Here is a 16,499-nt window from a genome sequence, read left to right on the forward strand (position 1 = left end):
CATGACCTTCCCTGCCATCGACAGCACCGCTGTGCGGTGGTCAGTACCACGAGAGAGTGTCGCCTCCGTTCTGGCCGAACGCCCCCTGCTCATCATGATGCATGGCTACGGCTCGAACGAGGGCGACCTCTTCTCGTTAGGGCAGTACTTGCCCGAAGAATTCGTTATAGCCTCTTTGCGAGCACCGCTCACTGCAGGACCAGGCAATGCCTGGTTCGCCATTGACTACGACGCAGAGAATGACACTCTGCGCCGAGACATCAACGAAGTCACTGCCTCCACCCACAGCCTGATCGCGTGGATCGATGCACTCGACGCTGAAGTTGGTGGACTAGGTGATGTTGCACTCTTGGGCTTCTCCCAAGGGGGAGTCATGCTCACTCAGCTCTTCCGCCGCCAGCCTGAGCGCTTTATTGCAGGCGTCTTCTTTGCCAGCTTTGCTGTGCAGGACACGACCGAGGGCGCAGCAGAGCGCGACCAAGCGCTCGCCGATGTGATGCCACCGTTGTTTTGGGGGCGTGACCCTCAAGATCCTGTGATTACGCCAGTTCTTATTGACTTCACGCGTCGCTGGTTGCCTGAACACTTCGATGTGGAAGCCAAACTTTATGCCCATGTTGGTCATAGTTTGTCGTTAGAAGAGATCGAGGACGCTGCTGCGTTCCTGCGAAAGAACGTGACAGGTTAGTCGTCAATCTCAATCTGTTTGATGCGTGCAGTGTGACCGCGAACAACTCTTACCTTGGACTTTGCCACGCCAAAGTGCTCTGCCAGTAGCTTGGTCACGCCTTCATTGGCGCCGCCATCGATGGCTTTCTCGCGCACGAAGACAACAAGGCCTTCCTCGTCAGATACGACGAGTGGCCCCTTAGAGCTTCCGGGTTTAACCCGAACAACAACGCGCATAAAGAAAAGCTAGCGCGAAGCGCTGTTACTTACCGAGGTATTGAACACCGAACTTGTTCGAACCTGGCTGGCTGGGCTGCAGCATGAAGATGATTTCCAACACTCCACCAATAGCGGGGATAAATCCGATGAAGAACATCCAGCCGGACATGCCCTGGTCGTGGTAGCGACGCACGGTCACAGTGATGCGCGTAATCCAAAGGAATACCCAGATCGAACCTGCAGCAATGAGGAAAGGAAGAATTGCCCAGACATCTTTTTGAGGGATCATCATCGCTACAAGAATGACGGGCAGGATGGTGAACATCTGAACGATGAAGGTGAACAGAACCCAGTACCAGTATTCAGAGCGAGGAGCACGGCCCTCAATTTTGGTTGCTTTGGAGAATACGGATTGGATGGCCTGAGAAAAAGTCATAATGTCCATCTTGTCTTAAAGGGGAAAAACCCCCGAATCGAAAACTGCCCCCTGTGAATGAACACAGAGGGCAGTTTCGTTGAAAGAAAGGTTATGCACCCTTGGGGTTTGCCCCAAAGCGGTTAGTGCCAGGCTCGCTGTCCTTGACATACCAAACCAGCAGGAAGATCCAGCCCACGAGAGGGATCAGTGCGAACAGAATGAACCAGCCGGACTTGTTGATGTCGTGGAGGCGGCGCACAGCGTAAGCAAGACCTGGCAGCAAGAGTGCAAGGCCAGCTAGTCCGCCGAGGATGCCGAAGAAGTTGTCGGTCTCTCCGCCGGAGAGGATATTGAAGGCTGCACTTACAAGGGCAGAGAACAGTGCCCAGTACCAGTATCCGGAACGACGAGAACGTCCCTGGAAGTTGGCGTAGTTGTTGAAGCCGAACTTGATTGCTTCACCGAAATTCATGATTACTCCTGACTTTGTGAACCACGAAACAGTTGTGGCTCAATTTCAGGCTACCCCCGAGCTGCGGAATGGGTGGTGACCTCTGGTTACGGGCGTGCCCCACACTCTGATAACCTTGTGAGGTTGCCGTCTAACGGCCGCGGATTAAGAGAGCTCAGACATAAGGTCATGGGCGCCGCGCAACGAGGTACTAAGAAAGGGGATCCCAACATGGCACTAGAAGCAGATGTCAAGAAGGCGATCATCGACGAATACGCAACTCACCCCGGTGACACTGGATCTCCTGAGGTTCAGGTTGCACTTCTCACCAAGCGCATCAAGGACCTGACCGAGCACCTCAAGGAGCACAAGCATGACCACCACTCACGTCGTGGACTGCTGCTGCTCGTTGGTCAGCGTCGCCGTCTTCTCGGTTACCTGTCCGATGTCGACATCACTCGCTACCGTCAGCTCATTGAGCGTCTCGGGCTGCGTCGATAGTCGAAAACGACACTTCACCAAGAGCCACCCTGCGGGGTGGCTCTTGTGATTTAACCTGACATTCATCTTCGAATCTCAGCCTTCATGGGCTTATTGAGGGTTTTGGGGTACTCTTAGAGAAGAGCAGGCAGACAGTTCGCTGGTCTTCGGTGGTGGTTTACCAACAGATGTTGGTGGATTTCTACTGGTGGCCAGCACGAAGTCTGATACTCGTGCGATGTATGTGCGTTGATAACGCCTTCGTTCTGTCTTGTTCTGCTCCGAACGTATGAGTCGAATCCCACACGGGGAATCGACGTAAAACAAAGGAGAAACCTTCAATGGAAGGTCCAGAAATCAAATTCGCCGAAGCCGTTATCGATAACGGTAAGTTCGGCAAGCGCGTCGTCCGCTTTGAAACCGGTCGTCTCGCACAGCAGGCTCAGGGCGCAGTTGCGGCCTACCTGGATGAAGAAACCATGTTGCTCTCTGCTACTTCGGTCAGCAAGCAGCCTAAGGATAACTTCGACTTCTTCCCTCTGACCGTAGACGTTGAAGAGCGCTCCTACGCAGCAGGCAAGATCCCCGGTTCGTTCTTCCGTCGTGAAGGCCGTCCCTCGACTGAGGCCATCCTGGTCTGCCGTCTGATCGACCGCCCATTGCGCCCATCGTTCGTTGATGGCCTGCGTAACGAGGTTCAGATCGTAATCACCGTGCTCTCTATTGCTCCTGGTGAGTTCTATGACGCACTGGCTATCAACGCGTCGTCTGCATCTACCCAGATCTCTGGTCTGCCTTTCTCTGGTCCTATCGGTGGTATCCGTATGGCCCTGATTGACGGCCAGTGGGTTGCATTCCCCAACGTTGACCAGCTCAAGACGGCAGTCTTCGACCTCGTTGTTGCAGGTCGCCTCGTTGTGGACAAGGACGGCAAGGAAGACATCGCCATCATGATGGTTGAGGCAGAAGCTACCGAAGGTAGCTGGGACCTCATCAAGGCTGGCGGCATCAAGCCAGACGAGGCAATCGTCTCTCAGGGTCTTGAAGCATCTAAGCCTTTCCTCACCTCGTTGATCAAGGCTCAGGTTGAGCTCGCACGCCAGGCAGCTAAGGAAGTTCAGGACTACCCCGTATTCCTTCCTTACTCTGACGAGCTCTACGCAGCAGTGAGCGACCTCGCTCTTGCTGACCTCGAGAAGGTTTACCTCATCGCAGACAAGATCGAGCGTCAGAATGCTGACGACGAGGTCAAGGCTCGCGTCAAGGAAGCTATCGCTGCACAGGTTGCCGAAGGCAAGCTCGAAGAGATTGCTCTCAACCAGTTCGGTGCTGCATACAAGTCAGTAACCAAGAAGGTTGTTCGCGGACGTATCCTCACCGAGGGTGTTCGTATGGACGGCCGTGGTCTGCGCGATATCCGTGCACTGGATGCTGAAGTTCAGGTCATCCCTCGCGTTCACGGTTCAGCTATCTTCCAGCGTGGAGAGACCCAGATCATGGGTATCACCACCTTGAACATGCTGAAGATGGAACAGCAGATTGACTCGCTGTCTCCAATCACTTCGAAGCGCTACATGCACCACTACAACTTCCCCCCATATTCCACCGGTGAAACCGGTCGTGTGGGAACGCCTAAGCGCCGCGAAATCGGTCACGGCTTCCTGGCAGAGCGTGCTCTCGTTCCCGTGCTTCCTGCACGTGAAGAGTTCCCTTACGCAATCCGTCAGGTATCTGAGGCTCTGGGCTCCAACGGTTCGACCTCGATGGGTTCGGTCTGTGCATCGACTCTGTCGCTGCTCAACGCTGGTGTTCCTCTGCGCGCTCCTGTTGCAGGTATCGCTATGGGTCTCGTCTCTGACGAGGTCAACGGTGAGACCCGCTACGCAGCTCTGACCGACATCCTCGGTGCAGAAGATGCTCTCGGCGACATGGACTTCAAGGTTGCAGGTACGTCTGAATTCATCACCGCGATTCAGCTCGACACCAAGCTCGACGGCATCCCTGCCTCCGTGCTCACTGGTGCGCTGACTCAGGCGAAGGAAGCTCGTACCGCGATCCTCGCAGTTATCAACGCAGCGATTGACGGTCCTGACGAGATGGCAGCTACTGCTCCTCGCGTGATCAGCGTGCAGATCCCTGTCGACAAGATCGGTGAGCTCATCGGACCCAAGGGTAAGACGATTAACACCATCCAGGACGAGACTGGTGCAACCATCTCGATCGAGGATGACGGAACCGTCTACATCGGTGCTACCGATGGTCCTTCCGCTGAAGCCGCTCGCGCACAGGTTAACGCCATTGCGAACCCCACCAACCCTGAGGTTGGCGAGCAGTTCCTCGGTACCGTCGTCAAGCTCGCGACCTTCGGTGCGTTTGTCTCCTTGCTTCCTGGCAAGGACGGCCTGCTGCACATCTCTGAGGTGCGCAAGCTCGCTGGTGGCAAGCGTGTGGAGAACGTTGAAGACGTTCTCTCCGTTGGCCAGAAGGTTCTCGTCAAGATCACCAAGATCGATGACCGTGGCAAGCTTTCGCTTGAGCCTGTTCTCGAAGGTGAAGAGGGCGAAGCAGCCGCAGCAAGCGACGCTGAGTAAAACTCAACACAACGATGACCCGTCCCACTTCGGTGGGGCGGGTTTCGTCATTCTGGGGGACACTTTAAAGCCCTGACGGGGGACATTTTCTTCCTCTGAGTGGACTGAAGGTCTGTCGTAACATTGCCGTGACATTTCTGCTCTATCGTCAGAGTTATGACCGGAGAAACAGGGGAATTCACCTCCGGAGCAGTGCGCTCCGGAGCGGATGAAACTCCTGCGCGTCGTATCGGTCAAACCGACATTGAGGTTTACCCAGTAGCACTCGGTGGTGCCGTCTTCGGTTGGACTCTTCCCAGTGGTCGCTCAACAGATTTACTGGATCGTTTTGTGGAACTTGGTGGCAACCTAGTTGACACGTCTGACTCATATTCCTCAGGGATGTCTGAGCAGATTATTGGCAAATGGATGCGTGAGCGTGGTAACCGCGACAAGGTGGTCGTGGCTACCAAGGTTGGTCGCCACCCCGAATTCCCAGGACTAGCCGCACAAAACATCATTGATTCCGTCCATGCATCCCTAGAGCGGCTGCAATCAGACCACATTGACCTGCTGTATTTTCACGCTGAAGATCCTGACGTCTCACTTGAGGAGAGTCTTTCTGCTGTTGAAACGCTCATGCAGGCAGGCAAGGTTCGTGCCCTCGGTGCATCTAACTTCAGTGCCGATCGCCTTCTCGAGGCTCGCATTGCGGCAGGCAGTGGCCTGCCCCGCTTTGAAGCAGTGGCGCTGGAATACTCTCTGCTGCGCCGAGACATCGTTGAGGGCAACATTGCCATGATGGCCATTGCTCAGCGTATGTCTGTCATGCCGTACTTTGTGCTGGCTAACGGGTTCCTTGGTCGTCACCGCAATATCAAGAGTTTCAATCCCAGTGACACGAGAGCCAGACGCGCTGCACAACATGGGGGGCGTCATGGCACGCATGTGTTGCGCATACTGGACAACATCGCCATGACCCAAGGAGTAGATATTTCCACGGTGGCGTTGGCATGGATATTGGGAAGGCCTGCTGTGGGAGTGCCCACTGCAGGGGTTGAATCACTGCGTGAACTCGAAGCTCTTATGCACGCACCTCAGGTTCAACTCACTCGTCAGCAACTTGCTGACCTCGACCGAGCATCTGCAGAGCAAGGTCGAAACTGGTTGCCTGGTCGTCAACGTTCTTAACGTCTCTGACGTGAGTCCGTGGCGTGCCCTAGGCTTGAGCACCGTATGAATAACCCCATTGCTTTTCCGCTCGATCAGCCCGAGCTTCACTTCGTTGCATCTGGTGATGCGCTTGTCCGCCGCAGTGTTCTGCCTTCGGGTGTGCGCATTCTGACCGAACGTGTGCCCGGCGCGCGTAGTGTCACTTTGGGTTACTGGGTAGCAGTGGGCTCACGAGATGAACACCCTGCCGAAGCTGCGCATGACGGTCAGAGCGCTCACCCCGCCAGTTTGGGTTCAACCCACTTCCTTGAGCACTTGCTGTTCAAGGGGACCCCATCACGCACAGCACTAGACATTGCTATTGCTTTTGATTCGGTCGGTGGTGAGCACAATGCTGCCACCGCCAAGGAATACACCTGCTATTACGCGAAGATTCGCGACAGCGATCTGCCCATGGCGATTGACGTCATGAGTGACATGCTCACCTCGAGTTTGATTGACCCTGATGAGTTCGAAACCGAACGCGATGTCATTCTGGAAGAACTCGCGATGGCCGAAGACGATCCATCAGATGTTGCCCAGGAGCGCTTCTTTGAAGGCGTGCTGGGGGAGCACCCACTGGGGCGCCCCATCGGTGGAAGCCCCGAAACTATTCGTGCGGCCACCCGCGAAGCGGTCGTGGCGCACTACCGTGCTAACTACCGTCCCAATGATCTCGTCATCACCGCAGCTGGTTCCTTAGACCACGATGAACTTGTTGCCCAAGTTCAGCGCACGCTCGAAGCTGCTGGCTGGGATCTCAGCATCGAAGCTGCGCCTGTAGAGCGTCGTCCCCGCACCCCTGCTCTGATTACTCAAGGAACAGCACTGCAGGTCATCGAACGCCCTATCGAACAGGCCAACATCATGCTGGGTGTTCCTGGCATCGTGGCTACCGATGAGCGTCGGGTTGTTCAAACCGTCATGAACGCCATCTTGGGTGGCGGGATGTCCTCGCGTTTGTTCCAGGAAATTCGTGAGAAGCGCGGGCTGGCTTATTCAGTCTTCTCTTTCGCCTCGTCGTATTCAGATGCTGGTGCGTTTGGTCTTTTTGCCGGTACTTCTCCCAAGAAGGCACCAGAAGTGGCTGAGTTGCTGCTGTCTGAATTCCACAAGCTGGCAGAACACGGTGTAACCGCCGATGAGCTCAGCCGCGCCAAAGGTCAGCTTGCCGGTGGTTCTGCCCTGGCTCTGGAAGATACTGACACCCGTATGTCGCGTTTGGGTAAGTCAGAGATTTCCTCGGGTGAATTCATTGATTATGACGCAGCTCTTTCCATGCTGAATGAGGTCACTGCTGAACGTATCCAAGATCTTGCTCAGGAACTTGCTGCAGGCAAGCTCTCGTTGGTTTCTGTGGGCCAAGCAGATGAGGCCGCGTTATCGCGTATCCTTTCTGAGGGGTAATTCATGGCACACAACATCATCTTGGTTCGTCACGGCGAACAACTCGACGCCGAGCACGGCGTTATTGACGGTCCACTCTCACCGCGCGGCATTGCGCAGGCAGAGGCAGTGGGACGTCGTTTGGCTGATGTTGAGTTCTCTCATGTCTGGCATTCGCCACTCGAGCGAGCCTGGGAAACCGTGCGCGTGATGAGCGAGCAGATGCAGGGTGTCACCACCGAACCTTCTGCTTTGTTGATGGATTGCATTCCTGCCGGAAAGAGTGAAGAAACACCGTCGGTGTTTGATCCCTTCTTTGGATCGGTCACTGAGGCAGATATTGAGGCAGGTTCTGCACAGATGGCAGATGCTGTTGCCGAGTTTTTAGCTCCTGGTCGTCAGGGAGAAACAGACCTCCTCGTCACCCACAACAACGTCATTGCGTGGTTTGTGCTGGAAGCCCTTGGAGCACCTGCGTGGAAGTGGGTCACCCTGAATCAAGCGAACTGTGGAATTACGGTTTTGCAGCAGCGTCCAGGACGTCCGTGGGCACTTGTTTCCCACAATGACCTGGGTCACCTGCCAGTTGAACTGCGTTCGGGTATTCCTGACGCCTACACAATCTAGACTTGACTTGTGTCTACATCCGTTGCCGTCGTTGGTGCCTCAGGAAAACTGGGTTCACTGGTTTGCCGTCTGATCAATGAATCAGAGGACTTTACGCTTGCTGCCCAGTTGGGTTCGCAGAGTGATCTGAGTGAGATGCTCGTGGCTGACATCGTCGTGGATGTGTCCCTGCCTTCGATCAGCCGCAAGGTTCTGGAATTTGCTGTGGAGAATGGCAAGTCCATCATGATCGGCACCTCAGGATGGTCCGCTGAGCGCATCAACCAGGTTGAGCCCCTCATAGAGTCTCACCCCGAAGTTGGCGTGATTTTCATCTCCAACTTCTCTTTGGGTTCTGCCCTCTCTGCCCACTTGGCAACACTGGCCGCCAAGCACTTTGACTCTATTGAGATCATCGAAGCGCACGGCATCCACAAGGTTGATTCCCCTTCGGGAACCGCTGTGAGCACTGCAGAGCGCATCGGTAAAGTCCGCGACCAGGATGTACAGGCTCCTCACGCAGATCAGCGTGCTCGTGGTCAGCTTGTCGCTGGTGTTCCCGTGCACTCCCTGCGCATGGAAGGCGTCGTTGCTAAGCAAGATGTCATCTTCGGCGGCAACGGTGAAACCGTCACCATTACCCACACCACGCTTTCTGACCGCTCCTATGAAGCCGGCATCATGGCTGCTATTCGCGCACTTCCTGGGCTGTCGGGCAAAATCGTCGGTCTCGACCGCGTCATTAACCTCTAAACATGCGCGCCATTTTGGGAGCAGTGCTGATGGCAGCGCTGCTTGCGCTGTATTTGTGGGCCGCGGCCTATCAGGGCATCGTCATGATTAGCACGGGTGTTCCTGTTGCGATCGTGATGGGTATTGCACTCATTGTGTTGCCGCTCGTTGGAGCCTGGGCATTGTGGCGAGAGATTGCGTTTGGCATCTCCTCCACCAAGTTGGTCAACATCCTCGAATCTGAGGGTGCATTACCCGGTGATGACCTTCCTCATCGCCCCAGTGGTCGCCCTATTCGCTCTGATGTGGATAAAGAGTTCCCCGCCTACGCAGCAGCTGTCGACGCAGAGCCTGCCAGTTGGCGCGCCTGGTGCCGTTTAGGCCTGGCTTATGACGCGTCAGGTGACCGGAAGCGCGCGCGCTTCGCTATTCGCAACGCCATTGCCCTGCACAAGTCCAACCCTGCCTAGCTAATCCCACGGCAGTAATACTGCTGCTGGGATAGATGCCAGCATGGCCAGCGGGGAGAGATAGTCCTTGCCTTGTCGCGCCCCCATATGGAGGCAGGTGCAATGAGAGCTGATGGCGACGGTGCCAATTACTTGCCCGCGAGTGACGGATTCACCTTCGGTCAGTGGTGATGTCACGGGCTCGAAGGTGGAGAGAAACTGTCCGTGATCCAGTGAGATGAGTTCACGGTCCACCACAGTGCCCACAAAGTGCACCTTGCCATCGGCAGGGGCAAGAACTTCTTGCCCCACTTCGGCTACGAGGTCTATCCCGCGATGCCCTGCGCCATAAAAAACGCTCGGTGCGTCATAGCCGTGGGAGATGGTGTGGCCGCCCACCACAGGCCACGACCAACTCCCTGCCCGAAGGGCATGGGCGGGAGCTGTGTTGAGCGTGACCACGACGGCCACACTAAACAGACTTGTTGCCAGCAGCTTGGCTAGGTTGTTCTGAAATCCCCACATGCCTCACAGCATGAGGTGAAGTGTCACACGGGAAGCGCTGTCGCTACTTTTAGGGCAGAAACTTCTCTCTAGTGAACTGTGGAGGACTGCTGTGCATACTCGGCATAGAGTTCACGCTCTTTGGTCTTCTTGGGGAAGAAGAAGAACGTGATGACCATGCCAATCAACATCACAAAGATGCCCGAGGCATATGCCCAGTTCGCGCCATCCAGGAAGGACTGCTTGGCTGCCTCAATGATGGCTTGGCTGTAGTCGGGATACTTTGAGGCGAGGTCCTCTGCGCTACCGAAAGACTTCTTCAGTGTTGCGCCAATGCTCGTGGTGATTTCTGCCTGTGTTGATGCAGGTGCAGCTGAGATCGACTTGGCAATCGCAGCGGCATAGCCGGCACCCAGAATGGCGCCCAGAAGTGACTGCATGATGGAGCCACCGAGGTCACGCTGCAGGTCACCGGTTCCGGAAGCCATGCCCACCTTGGTGACGGGAACAGAGTCGGTTAGGGCATGGCTAGCTGGGGTGCCAGCAAAGCCCACACCAGCACCAATGAGGACATAGCTGATGATCACAATGGCAATGGGGGTGTGAATGTTCCAACCAAAGAGCATGACCAAGAACCCAGCCATACAGACAATGAATCCCACCAGCAAGGTGATGCGTGAGCCGTAGTGCTCAATCATGCGGCTAGAGAAGGGGGCCACAATCACCATGGCAAGTGCGGACGGAATAATGGCGAGTCCTGCTTGCAAGGTGTTGTATCCCAGAACATTTTGCAGGAACTGCTGTCCCACAAACATGGCACCCATCAAGGATCCAAAGACGATGATGCCGGACACAGCCGCCACCCAAAAGGGTGGCCGTGCTGCATAGGTCAGGTCGAACAGTGGTTCACTGGCGCGCTTTTGGCGCCAGAAGAACAAGAAACCGGTCACTGCAGACGCGCCCAGCATGCCGATGGCAATGTCGAGCTGGCCGTCGAGTGCGATGTAGTTGATGCCCAGGACCAGTGTTCCAATGAAGATTCCCGAGAGCACACCACCGAGGTGGTCCACCTTGTCTGTAGTTTCATTGACGTGAGCAGGAACCAAGCGCCACACCAGGAAGATCGCCACAACGGCAAACGGCACAGCAATCAAGAAGGAATATCCCCAGGGCAGAATCATCAAGACTGCTCCGGCCAACAGTGTGGAAGAAGCCGACATGGCTGCGCCAATGGCGGACCACAGCGCAATCGCACGGGTGCGGGCAGGGCCAGACCACAACGCCGTAATTAAGGCCAGGGTGGTCGGATAGGCCATACCGGCGGCAAAACCCCCGATCAAGCGAGACAGGGCCAACATCTCAATGTTGGGGGATAGGGCAGACATAAACGCCGCTGGAACACCAATGATAAGACCGGCCATCAGCATGAGCTTGCGGCCATAGCGGTCGCCCAGTGCGCCCAAATAGAGCACGGTTGCAGCCAGGCCAAGGGAGAAGCCCACAGCGACAACGTTCAGCCCGGCTTGTGAAGCGCCTAAGTCGCGCCCAATGTCGGGAAGGCCTACGTTTGCCACGGCCAAGTTCATGTTGGCCACACCAGCACCCAGAATCAGTGCCGTCAGCACCAAACCTGCGTTCTTGGGGGAGATGCTGGGCGGGAGAGCGACCGGTGCTGAAGATGCCATACCCCTATCTTGCCTGTTATGCTGGTGATGCACTCCATTTATGGGGTGACTTCGCGTGCCCAACACGTATGTCAAAACCCTTCGGTCGAATCTGAGCAATCAGAATCGCGGGAATTGCATCGGGCACTAGGGCAGGAACCAACCGGTTACCTGCGACAAAACCGCAAGCGGTATGAGTTGTGCTGTGCACAAAACATGCCAAGAAAAGGAGATGGCCATGGCCGTCGTCACAATCCGCCAGCTGCTCGACAGCGGCGTTCACTTTGGTCACCAGACCCGCCGTTGGAACCCGAAAGTAAAGCGTTTCGTTCTTGCTGAGCGTTCCGGTATCCACATCATCGACCTGCAGCAGTCTCTGCAGCACATCGACAACGCATACGAGTTCGTCAAGGAAACCGTTGCACACGGTGGAACCGTCCTCTTCGTCGGTACCAAGAAGCAGGCTCAGGAAGCAATCCTCGAGCAGGCAACCCGCGTAGGTCAGCCTTACGTCAACCAGCGTTGGCTCGGTGGCCTCCTCACCAACTTCAACACTGTTGGTCAGCGCCTCGCACGTATGAAGGAGCTCGAAGAGCTCGACTTCGAAGACACCGCAAAGAGTGGCTTCACCAAGAAGGAACTCCTGATCAAGAAGCGTGAACTCGACAAGCTCCACAAGAGCCTCGGTGGTATCCGCAACCTGACCAAGACCCCTTCCGCTATCTGGGTAGTAGACACCAAGAAGGAGCACCTGGCAATCCAGGAGGCAAAGAAGCTTGGTATCCCCGTCATTGGTATCCTCGACACCAACTGCGACCCCGACGAGATGACTTACCCCATCCCCGGTAACGACGACGCAATCCGCTCTGTCGGTCTGCTGACCCGTGTTATCGCTGATGCAGTAGCTGAGGGCCTGATCCAGCGCCACCAGAAGCCTGCTGAGGGCGAAGCTGCAGAGCCTATGGCTGAGTGGGAGCGCGAACTCCTCGAAGCTGGCGCACCTGCTGCTGAGGTAGCTGTTGAAGCTGCTGTCGTTGAGGCAGTTGCTGAAGTTGTTGCTGAAGAAGTAGTCGCTGAGGCTGCTGCTGAGAAGAAGCCTGCTGCAAAGAAGGCTGCTGCTCCCAAGGCTGACGCTGCAGAAAAGAAGCCTGCCGCTAAGAAGCCTGCTGCCAAGAAGCCCGCAGCAGAATAAATTCCCTTTCAAGCCTTAATTAGGAGCTAGAACTATGGCATCTTTCAGCATGGAAGACCTCAAGACTCTGCGCGAGCGCCTCGGCACCGGCATGGTCGACACAAAGAACGCACTCACCGAAGCAAACGGTGACTTGGAGAAGGCAACCGAGATTCTTCGTCTCAAGGGAGCAAAGGGTAACGCGAAGCGTGCCGACCGCTCTACCAGCGAAGGCCTCGTTGCTGCCAAGGAAGAGAACGGCTCTGCAACCATGATCGAGCTCGCTTGCGAGACCGACTTCGTGGCTAAGGGTGACAAGTTCGTTGCACTCGCAGCGAAGGTTCTCGACGCAGTTTCCGCAGCTGGCGCAACTTCGGTTGACGCAGGCCTCGCAGCAGCTGCAGGTTCGCAGAGCGTTGCAGAACTCATCGCAGATGAGGCAGCAATCCTCGGCGAGAAGATCGAACTTCGTCGTCTCGCTGCATTCAGCGGTGACAAGTTCTCCATCTACCTGCACCAGACCAGCCAGGACCTTCCTCCTCAGGTTGGTGTTGTGGTTGCTTACACCGGTGACGACGCAGAGACTGCTCGTGCAATTGCACAGCACATCTCCTTCGCTGACCCTGTGTACCTGAGCCGCGCAGATGTTCCTGCAGAGGACATCGAGAAGGAGCGCGCAATCGTTACTGAGATCAGCCGTAACGAGGGCAAGCCCGAAGCTCAGCTGGAGAAGATCGTTGACGGTCGTATCTCTGCCTACATCAAGCAGATTGCTCTGCTCGAGCAGGAATACTCTCGCGACAACAAGTTCAAGGTCCAGCAGGTCCTCGACAACGCTGGCATCACTGTCACGGGCTTCGCTCGTTTCAAGGTTGGCGCATAGTCGTTAGAAATACTCGTAAAGAAGCCCGGTCCGATAAGGATCGGGCTTCTTTCATGTGTGCCGGCGTATTTCTTGAGAGCTTGCCAGTGTAAATTGGTCTCTAGCGCCACTGCTTTTAGATAAGGATTCTCATGCCGACACACACCCGCCGTCGAGTTCTACTCAAGCTTTCGGGTGAGGCATTCGGTGGTGGCGGTCTGGGTGTAAACCCTGACGTGGTCAGCGCTATTGCGCGCGAAATCGCTGCAGCCTCAGAACACGTTGATATTGCCGTAGTTGTCGGTGGTGGTAACTTCTTTCGCGGTGCTGAGCTTTCTCAGCGCGGAATGGACCGTGCACGTGCGGACTACATGGGCATGCTCGGTACCGTGATGAACGCTCTGGCACTGCAGGACTTCTTAGAGCAGGCAGGAGCTGCCACTCGTGTGCAGTCTGCAATCGCGATGAGCCAGGTTGCAGAGCCTTACCTACCCTTGCGCGCTATTCGTCACCTGGAAAAGGGGCGCGTTGTCGTCTTTGGTGCCGGTGCTGGTCTTCCCTTCTTCTCCACCGACACTGTTTCTGCACAGCGTGCACTCGAAATTCACGCCGATGAGGTTCTCGTGGCCAAGAATGGTGTCGACGGTGTCTATACCGCAGATCCCAAGACAGACCCCAGTGCCGAGAAGCTGGAGTCCGTCACGTTCCGTGACGCCCTCAAGCGTGGCCTCAAGGTCGTCGACTCCACAGCTTTCAGCCTCTGCATGGATAACAAGATGCCTATGCGTGTCTTCGGCATGGAGCCTTCAGGCAACATCACCAAAGCCATTCTGGGTGAAAAGATCGGCACGCTGGTCACCAACTAGACTGGCTCTATCGCACCAAATTTCAAGGAGTTACCGTGATTGCGGAAGTACTGTCAGATGCCTCAGAGCGCATGGCCAAGGCTGTTGACGTAGCCAAAGAAGATTTCTCGAGCGTGCGCACCGGCCGCGCCAACCCCGCCATGTTCCAGAAGGTCATGGTTACCTACTACGGCAGCCCCACGCCGTTGGCGCAGCTAGCTTCGATGCAGAACCCAGAAGCTCGCACCCTGCTCATTACCCCTTTCGATAAGACTGCACTTCGCGACATCGAGCAGGCACTGCGTGACGTTCCCAACCTGGACGCAAACCCTACTAACGATGGCAACGTGATCCGTCTGACCATGCCTGAGCTCACTGAAGAGCGTCGTAAGGAATACGTCAAAATCGTCAAGACCAAGGCCGAAGATGCCAAGGTTTCCTTGCGTAACATCCGTCGCAGTGCCAAGGATGGCATCGACGCACTCAAGGGCGAGCTCGGCGATGACGAACGTGCTCGTGGTGAGAAGGAACTCGAAGCTCTCACCAAGAAGTATGTTGACGCTATCGATGACGCGCTCAAGCACAAGGAAGCTGAACTCCTCAAGGTTTAGTCCTTGCTCTGGCCACTGCCATGAACGAGAATCCCAACCGCGATGAACACAGCAGGAGAAATCCTGCTGGAGAGTTGCATGCCCAATTGAGGGCTACTCGTGCAGACTTCGAGCGTCAGCTGGAAGCTCGCCGGATGCAGTTTGAAAAGACAAACGAACGCATCAAGGCCAAGTCTGGGCGCAATTTACTCGGCGCTATAGGCATCGGCATTGTGCTGGGTGGACTTCTCCTCCTGAGTTTGTTGGTGGATAAGAACCTGTTCATGCTCTTTGCTGCCGTTCTGCTGGGCATCTCAGCTGTTGAGCTGGCAACCGCGTTGCATGCCATGGGTCGTCGTGTTCCACGCATTCCCACAGCAATCACAACAGTTGCCGCTGTTCCTATCGCGTATTTCTTCGGAATCTTCGCTGCGCTCGGTGTTGCCCTCGTGGGTGTGTTCTTTGTTACTGCGTGGCGCCTGATTGAAATCAAGCGTAATTATCACGCCACAGCAGACGTCAGCCTGCGTAAAGACTTCCTGGCGGCTACCTTCGTGCAGGCCTATGTCACTGTGCTGGGTAGTTTTGCCGTTGCCTTAGTGGCGAAACCCGATGGTCAGTGGTGGACACTGGCATTCCTCATCGTTGTGGTTTCGGTGGATACCGGTGCTTATGCCAGCGGATTGAACTTTGGAAAGCACTTGATGGCTCCCAAGATCAGTCCTAAGAAGACGTGGGAAGGCTTTGCAGGGGCAGCACTTGCGGCCATCATTGCTGCGGTATTGCTCAGCATCTTCATGATTGGCCAGCCCTGGTGGTTTGGTTTGATCCTGGGCCCCATCATCTTGGTTACCGCCACGTTGGGCGACCTAGGGGAGTCCCACATTAAGCGCACTATCGGCGTGAAGGACATGAGCTCGTGGTTGGCAGGCCATGGTGGTTTCTTGGACCGTTTGGACTCCATCTTGCCGTCCGCCCTCGTTACTTTCGTTATCTATTCACTTGTTGTGCACTAACGCACAGAATTCTCTGAAACAATAAGTCTTGTGAGTATGACTTTTCCCCGCGTGAAGCGTGGCACGCGCGGTTACAACACTGCTGAAGTGGACGCCTTCATTGCTGAAGCTCGAGTTGCCTATGACAGCAACATCGCAGGGGCCTCCACTCTGACCTCTCACGCAATTCGCGACATGTCTTTCGCTCTGCATAAGGGTGGTTATTCCACCCGTCACGTAGACGGAGCACTCGAGCGCCTCGAAACTGCCTTTGCTGAACGTGAGCGAGCAGTTGCCCTGGCCACCATGGGTGAAGCTGCGTGGCTAGAACAAGCTAGCCAAACCTCGGCTGTTCTCACTGCACGCTTCTCGAGAAGCCCCAAGCACCGCTTCACTCGTGTGGGAATTTTCACACAGGGGTATGCCGTCAAGGATGTGGATGCTTTTGCAGAGCGCGTCACCGCTTATCTCCTTCAGGGTGAGCCACTTTCTGTTGCAGATGTTCGCTCGGTGACCTTCCGCGCCGCACGTGGTGGTTACGACGAGGGTCAAGTCGATGCCGTGCTCGACGCTCTGGTTGACCTTCTACTTTCCCTCGGAAACAACTAAAACCCCTGTTCAGAGCCACTGTGCTGGCTGATTCACAGCCTTCTGGGCTAAAATCGGATAACTGTGG

Annotated in this window: 19 protein-coding genes; 14 read left to right on the forward strand and 5 right to left on the reverse strand. The window is 55.7% G+C overall.

What is annotated here, in order from left to right; all coding sequences use genetic code 11:
- Position 1: 1 nt before the first annotated feature.
- On the forward strand, positions 2 to 688 hold the full coding sequence (locus M2118_RS01995; RefSeq protein ID WP_280794282.1) for an alpha/beta hydrolase: 687 nt from the start codon (positions 2 to 4) through the stop codon (positions 686 to 688).
- On the opposite strand, the gene M2118_RS02000 is transcribed toward M2118_RS01995, so the two are convergent.
- From M2118_RS02000 to M2118_RS02010, 3 genes are all read right to left on the reverse strand, one after another.
- The gene (locus M2118_RS02000; RefSeq protein ID WP_280794283.1) at positions 685 to 906 is read right to left on the reverse strand and encodes a DUF167 domain-containing protein; all 222 of its coding nucleotides are present in this window, start codon (positions 904 to 906) and stop codon (positions 685 to 687) included. The two genes, M2118_RS01995 and M2118_RS02000, sit on opposite strands and share 4 nt — an antisense overlap.
- Before the next feature lie 25 nt (positions 907 to 931).
- Entirely contained in the window at positions 932 to 1,324 is a 393-nt protein-coding gene (locus M2118_RS02005; RefSeq protein WP_280794284.1) for a DUF805 domain-containing protein, read from the reverse strand.
- 91 nt (positions 1,325 to 1,415) lie between these two features.
- Positions 1,416 to 1,778 (reverse strand): DUF805 domain-containing protein, encoded by a 363-nt coding sequence (locus tag M2118_RS02010; protein ID WP_280794285.1) that lies wholly within the window; start codon positions 1,776 to 1,778, stop codon positions 1,416 to 1,418.
- A 210-nt stretch (positions 1,779 to 1,988) separates the two neighbouring features.
- Between M2118_RS02010 and rpsO the strand changes: the two genes are divergently transcribed.
- The 7 genes from rpsO to M2118_RS02045 all read left to right on the forward strand — a co-directional run bounded on the left by rpsO (position 1,989) and on the right by M2118_RS02045 (position 9,213).
- The gene (gene rpsO, locus M2118_RS02015) at positions 1,989 to 2,258 is read left to right on the forward strand and encodes a 30S ribosomal protein S15 (protein ID WP_280794286.1); all 270 of its coding nucleotides are present in this window, start codon (positions 1,989 to 1,991) and stop codon (positions 2,256 to 2,258) included.
- A gap of 320 nt (positions 2,259 to 2,578) precedes the next feature.
- Positions 2,579 to 4,828 carry a polyribonucleotide nucleotidyltransferase gene (locus M2118_RS02020; RefSeq protein WP_280794287.1) on the forward strand — a complete coding sequence of 750 codons (2,250 nt, stop codon included), beginning with the start codon at positions 2,579 to 2,581 and terminating at the stop codon, positions 4,826 to 4,828.
- Positions 4,829 to 4,984: 156 nt separating this feature from the next.
- Entirely contained in the window at positions 4,985 to 5,998 is a 1,014-nt protein-coding gene (locus M2118_RS02025; RefSeq protein WP_280794288.1) for an aldo/keto reductase, read from the forward strand.
- 45 nt (positions 5,999 to 6,043) lie between these two features.
- Complete coding sequence (locus M2118_RS02030; RefSeq protein ID WP_280794289.1) at positions 6,044 to 7,426, forward strand: M16 family metallopeptidase; 1,383 nt, start codon at positions 6,044 to 6,046, stop codon at positions 7,424 to 7,426.
- Positions 7,427 to 7,429: 3 nt separating this feature from the next.
- Positions 7,430 to 8,032 (forward strand): histidine phosphatase family protein, encoded by a 603-nt coding sequence (locus M2118_RS02035; RefSeq protein ID WP_280794290.1) that lies wholly within the window; start codon positions 7,430 to 7,432, stop codon positions 8,030 to 8,032.
- 9 nt (positions 8,033 to 8,041) lie between these two features.
- Positions 8,042 to 8,764: a 4-hydroxy-tetrahydrodipicolinate reductase gene (gene dapB / locus M2118_RS02040; RefSeq protein WP_280794291.1), complete on the forward strand. Its 723-nt coding sequence runs from the start codon at positions 8,042 to 8,044 to the stop codon at positions 8,762 to 8,764.
- A gap of 2 nt (positions 8,765 to 8,766) precedes the next feature.
- A complete protein-coding gene (locus M2118_RS02045; RefSeq protein WP_280794292.1) occupies positions 8,767 to 9,213 on the forward strand; it encodes a tetratricopeptide repeat protein in 447 nt (148 codons plus the stop codon).
- Here the strand turns inward: M2118_RS02045 and M2118_RS02050 are convergent, their stop codons facing one another.
- Together M2118_RS02050 and M2118_RS02055 are read right to left on the reverse strand one after the other, a co-directional pair.
- Complete coding sequence (locus M2118_RS02050) at positions 9,214 to 9,717, reverse strand: M23 family metallopeptidase (RefSeq protein ID WP_280794293.1); 504 nt, start codon at positions 9,715 to 9,717, stop codon at positions 9,214 to 9,216.
- 68 nt (positions 9,718 to 9,785) lie between these two features.
- Entirely contained in the window at positions 9,786 to 11,381 is a 1,596-nt protein-coding gene (locus M2118_RS02055) for an MFS transporter (RefSeq protein ID WP_280794294.1), read from the reverse strand.
- A gap of 217 nt (positions 11,382 to 11,598) precedes the next feature.
- Here M2118_RS02055 and rpsB point away from each other — a divergent pair, with 217 nt between their 5' ends.
- From rpsB to M2118_RS02085, 6 genes are all read left to right on the forward strand, one after another.
- Positions 11,599 to 12,552, forward strand: a complete 954-nt coding sequence (rpsB, locus tag M2118_RS02060; protein WP_280794295.1) for a 30S ribosomal protein S2 — start codon at positions 11,599 to 11,601, stop codon at positions 12,550 to 12,552.
- 34 nt (positions 12,553 to 12,586) lie between these two features.
- Complete coding sequence (gene tsf, locus M2118_RS02065) at positions 12,587 to 13,414, forward strand: translation elongation factor Ts (RefSeq protein WP_280794296.1); 828 nt, start codon at positions 12,587 to 12,589, stop codon at positions 13,412 to 13,414.
- A 131-nt stretch (positions 13,415 to 13,545) separates the two neighbouring features.
- Entirely contained in the window at positions 13,546 to 14,259 is a 714-nt protein-coding gene (gene pyrH, locus M2118_RS02070) for a UMP kinase (RefSeq protein ID WP_280794297.1), read from the forward strand.
- Between the two features lie 35 nt (positions 14,260 to 14,294).
- A complete protein-coding gene (gene frr, locus M2118_RS02075; protein ID WP_280794298.1) occupies positions 14,295 to 14,849 on the forward strand; it encodes a ribosome recycling factor in 555 nt (184 codons plus the stop codon).
- A 20-nt stretch (positions 14,850 to 14,869) separates the two neighbouring features.
- Entirely contained in the window at positions 14,870 to 15,844 is a 975-nt protein-coding gene (locus M2118_RS02080) for a phosphatidate cytidylyltransferase (protein WP_280794299.1), read from the forward strand.
- A gap of 36 nt (positions 15,845 to 15,880) precedes the next feature.
- Complete coding sequence (locus tag M2118_RS02085; RefSeq protein ID WP_280794300.1) at positions 15,881 to 16,432, forward strand: DivIVA domain-containing protein; 552 nt, start codon at positions 15,881 to 15,883, stop codon at positions 16,430 to 16,432.
- The last annotated feature ends 67 nt before the right edge of the window (positions 16,433 to 16,499 follow it).

This window comes from Aurantimicrobium minutum, assembly GCF_029892845.1.
GTDB lineage: Bacteria > Actinomycetota > Actinomycetes > Actinomycetales > Microbacteriaceae > Aurantimicrobium > Aurantimicrobium minutum_B.

Coding starts and splice junctions, on each gene's coding strand:
- M2118_RS01995 (WP_280794282.1), top strand. CDS start 2: ATGACCTTCCCTGCCATCGACAGCACCGCTGTGCGGTGGTCAGTACCA.
- M2118_RS02000 (WP_280794283.1), bottom strand. CDS start 906: ATGCGCGTTGTTGTTCGGGTTAAACCCGGAAGCTCTAAGGGGCCACTC.
- M2118_RS02005 (WP_280794284.1), bottom strand. CDS start 1,324: ATGACTTTTTCTCAGGCCATCCAATCCGTATTCTCCAAAGCAACCAAA.
- M2118_RS02010 (WP_280794285.1), bottom strand. CDS start 1,778: ATGAATTTCGGTGAAGCAATCAAGTTCGGCTTCAACAACTACGCCAAC.
- rpsO (WP_280794286.1), top strand. CDS start 1,989: ATGGCACTAGAAGCAGATGTCAAGAAGGCGATCATCGACGAATACGCA.
- M2118_RS02020 (WP_280794287.1), top strand. CDS start 2,579: ATGGAAGGTCCAGAAATCAAATTCGCCGAAGCCGTTATCGATAACGGT.
- M2118_RS02025 (WP_280794288.1), top strand. CDS start 4,985: ATGACCGGAGAAACAGGGGAATTCACCTCCGGAGCAGTGCGCTCCGGA.
- M2118_RS02030 (WP_280794289.1), top strand. CDS start 6,044: ATGAATAACCCCATTGCTTTTCCGCTCGATCAGCCCGAGCTTCACTTC.
- M2118_RS02035 (WP_280794290.1), top strand. CDS start 7,430: ATGGCACACAACATCATCTTGGTTCGTCACGGCGAACAACTCGACGCC.
- M2118_RS02045 (WP_280794292.1), top strand. CDS start 8,767: ATGCGCGCCATTTTGGGAGCAGTGCTGATGGCAGCGCTGCTTGCGCTG.
- M2118_RS02050 (WP_280794293.1), bottom strand. CDS start 9,717: ATGTGGGGATTTCAGAACAACCTAGCCAAGCTGCTGGCAACAAGTCTG.
- M2118_RS02055 (WP_280794294.1), bottom strand. CDS start 11,381: ATGGCATCTTCAGCACCGGTCGCTCTCCCGCCCAGCATCTCCCCCAAG.
- rpsB (WP_280794295.1), top strand. CDS start 11,599: ATGGCCGTCGTCACAATCCGCCAGCTGCTCGACAGCGGCGTTCACTTT.
- tsf (WP_280794296.1), top strand. CDS start 12,587: ATGGCATCTTTCAGCATGGAAGACCTCAAGACTCTGCGCGAGCGCCTC.
- pyrH (WP_280794297.1), top strand. CDS start 13,546: ATGCCGACACACACCCGCCGTCGAGTTCTACTCAAGCTTTCGGGTGAG.
- M2118_RS02080 (WP_280794299.1), top strand. CDS start 14,870: ATGAACGAGAATCCCAACCGCGATGAACACAGCAGGAGAAATCCTGCT.
- M2118_RS02085 (WP_280794300.1), top strand. CDS start 15,881: ATGACTTTTCCCCGCGTGAAGCGTGGCACGCGCGGTTACAACACTGCT.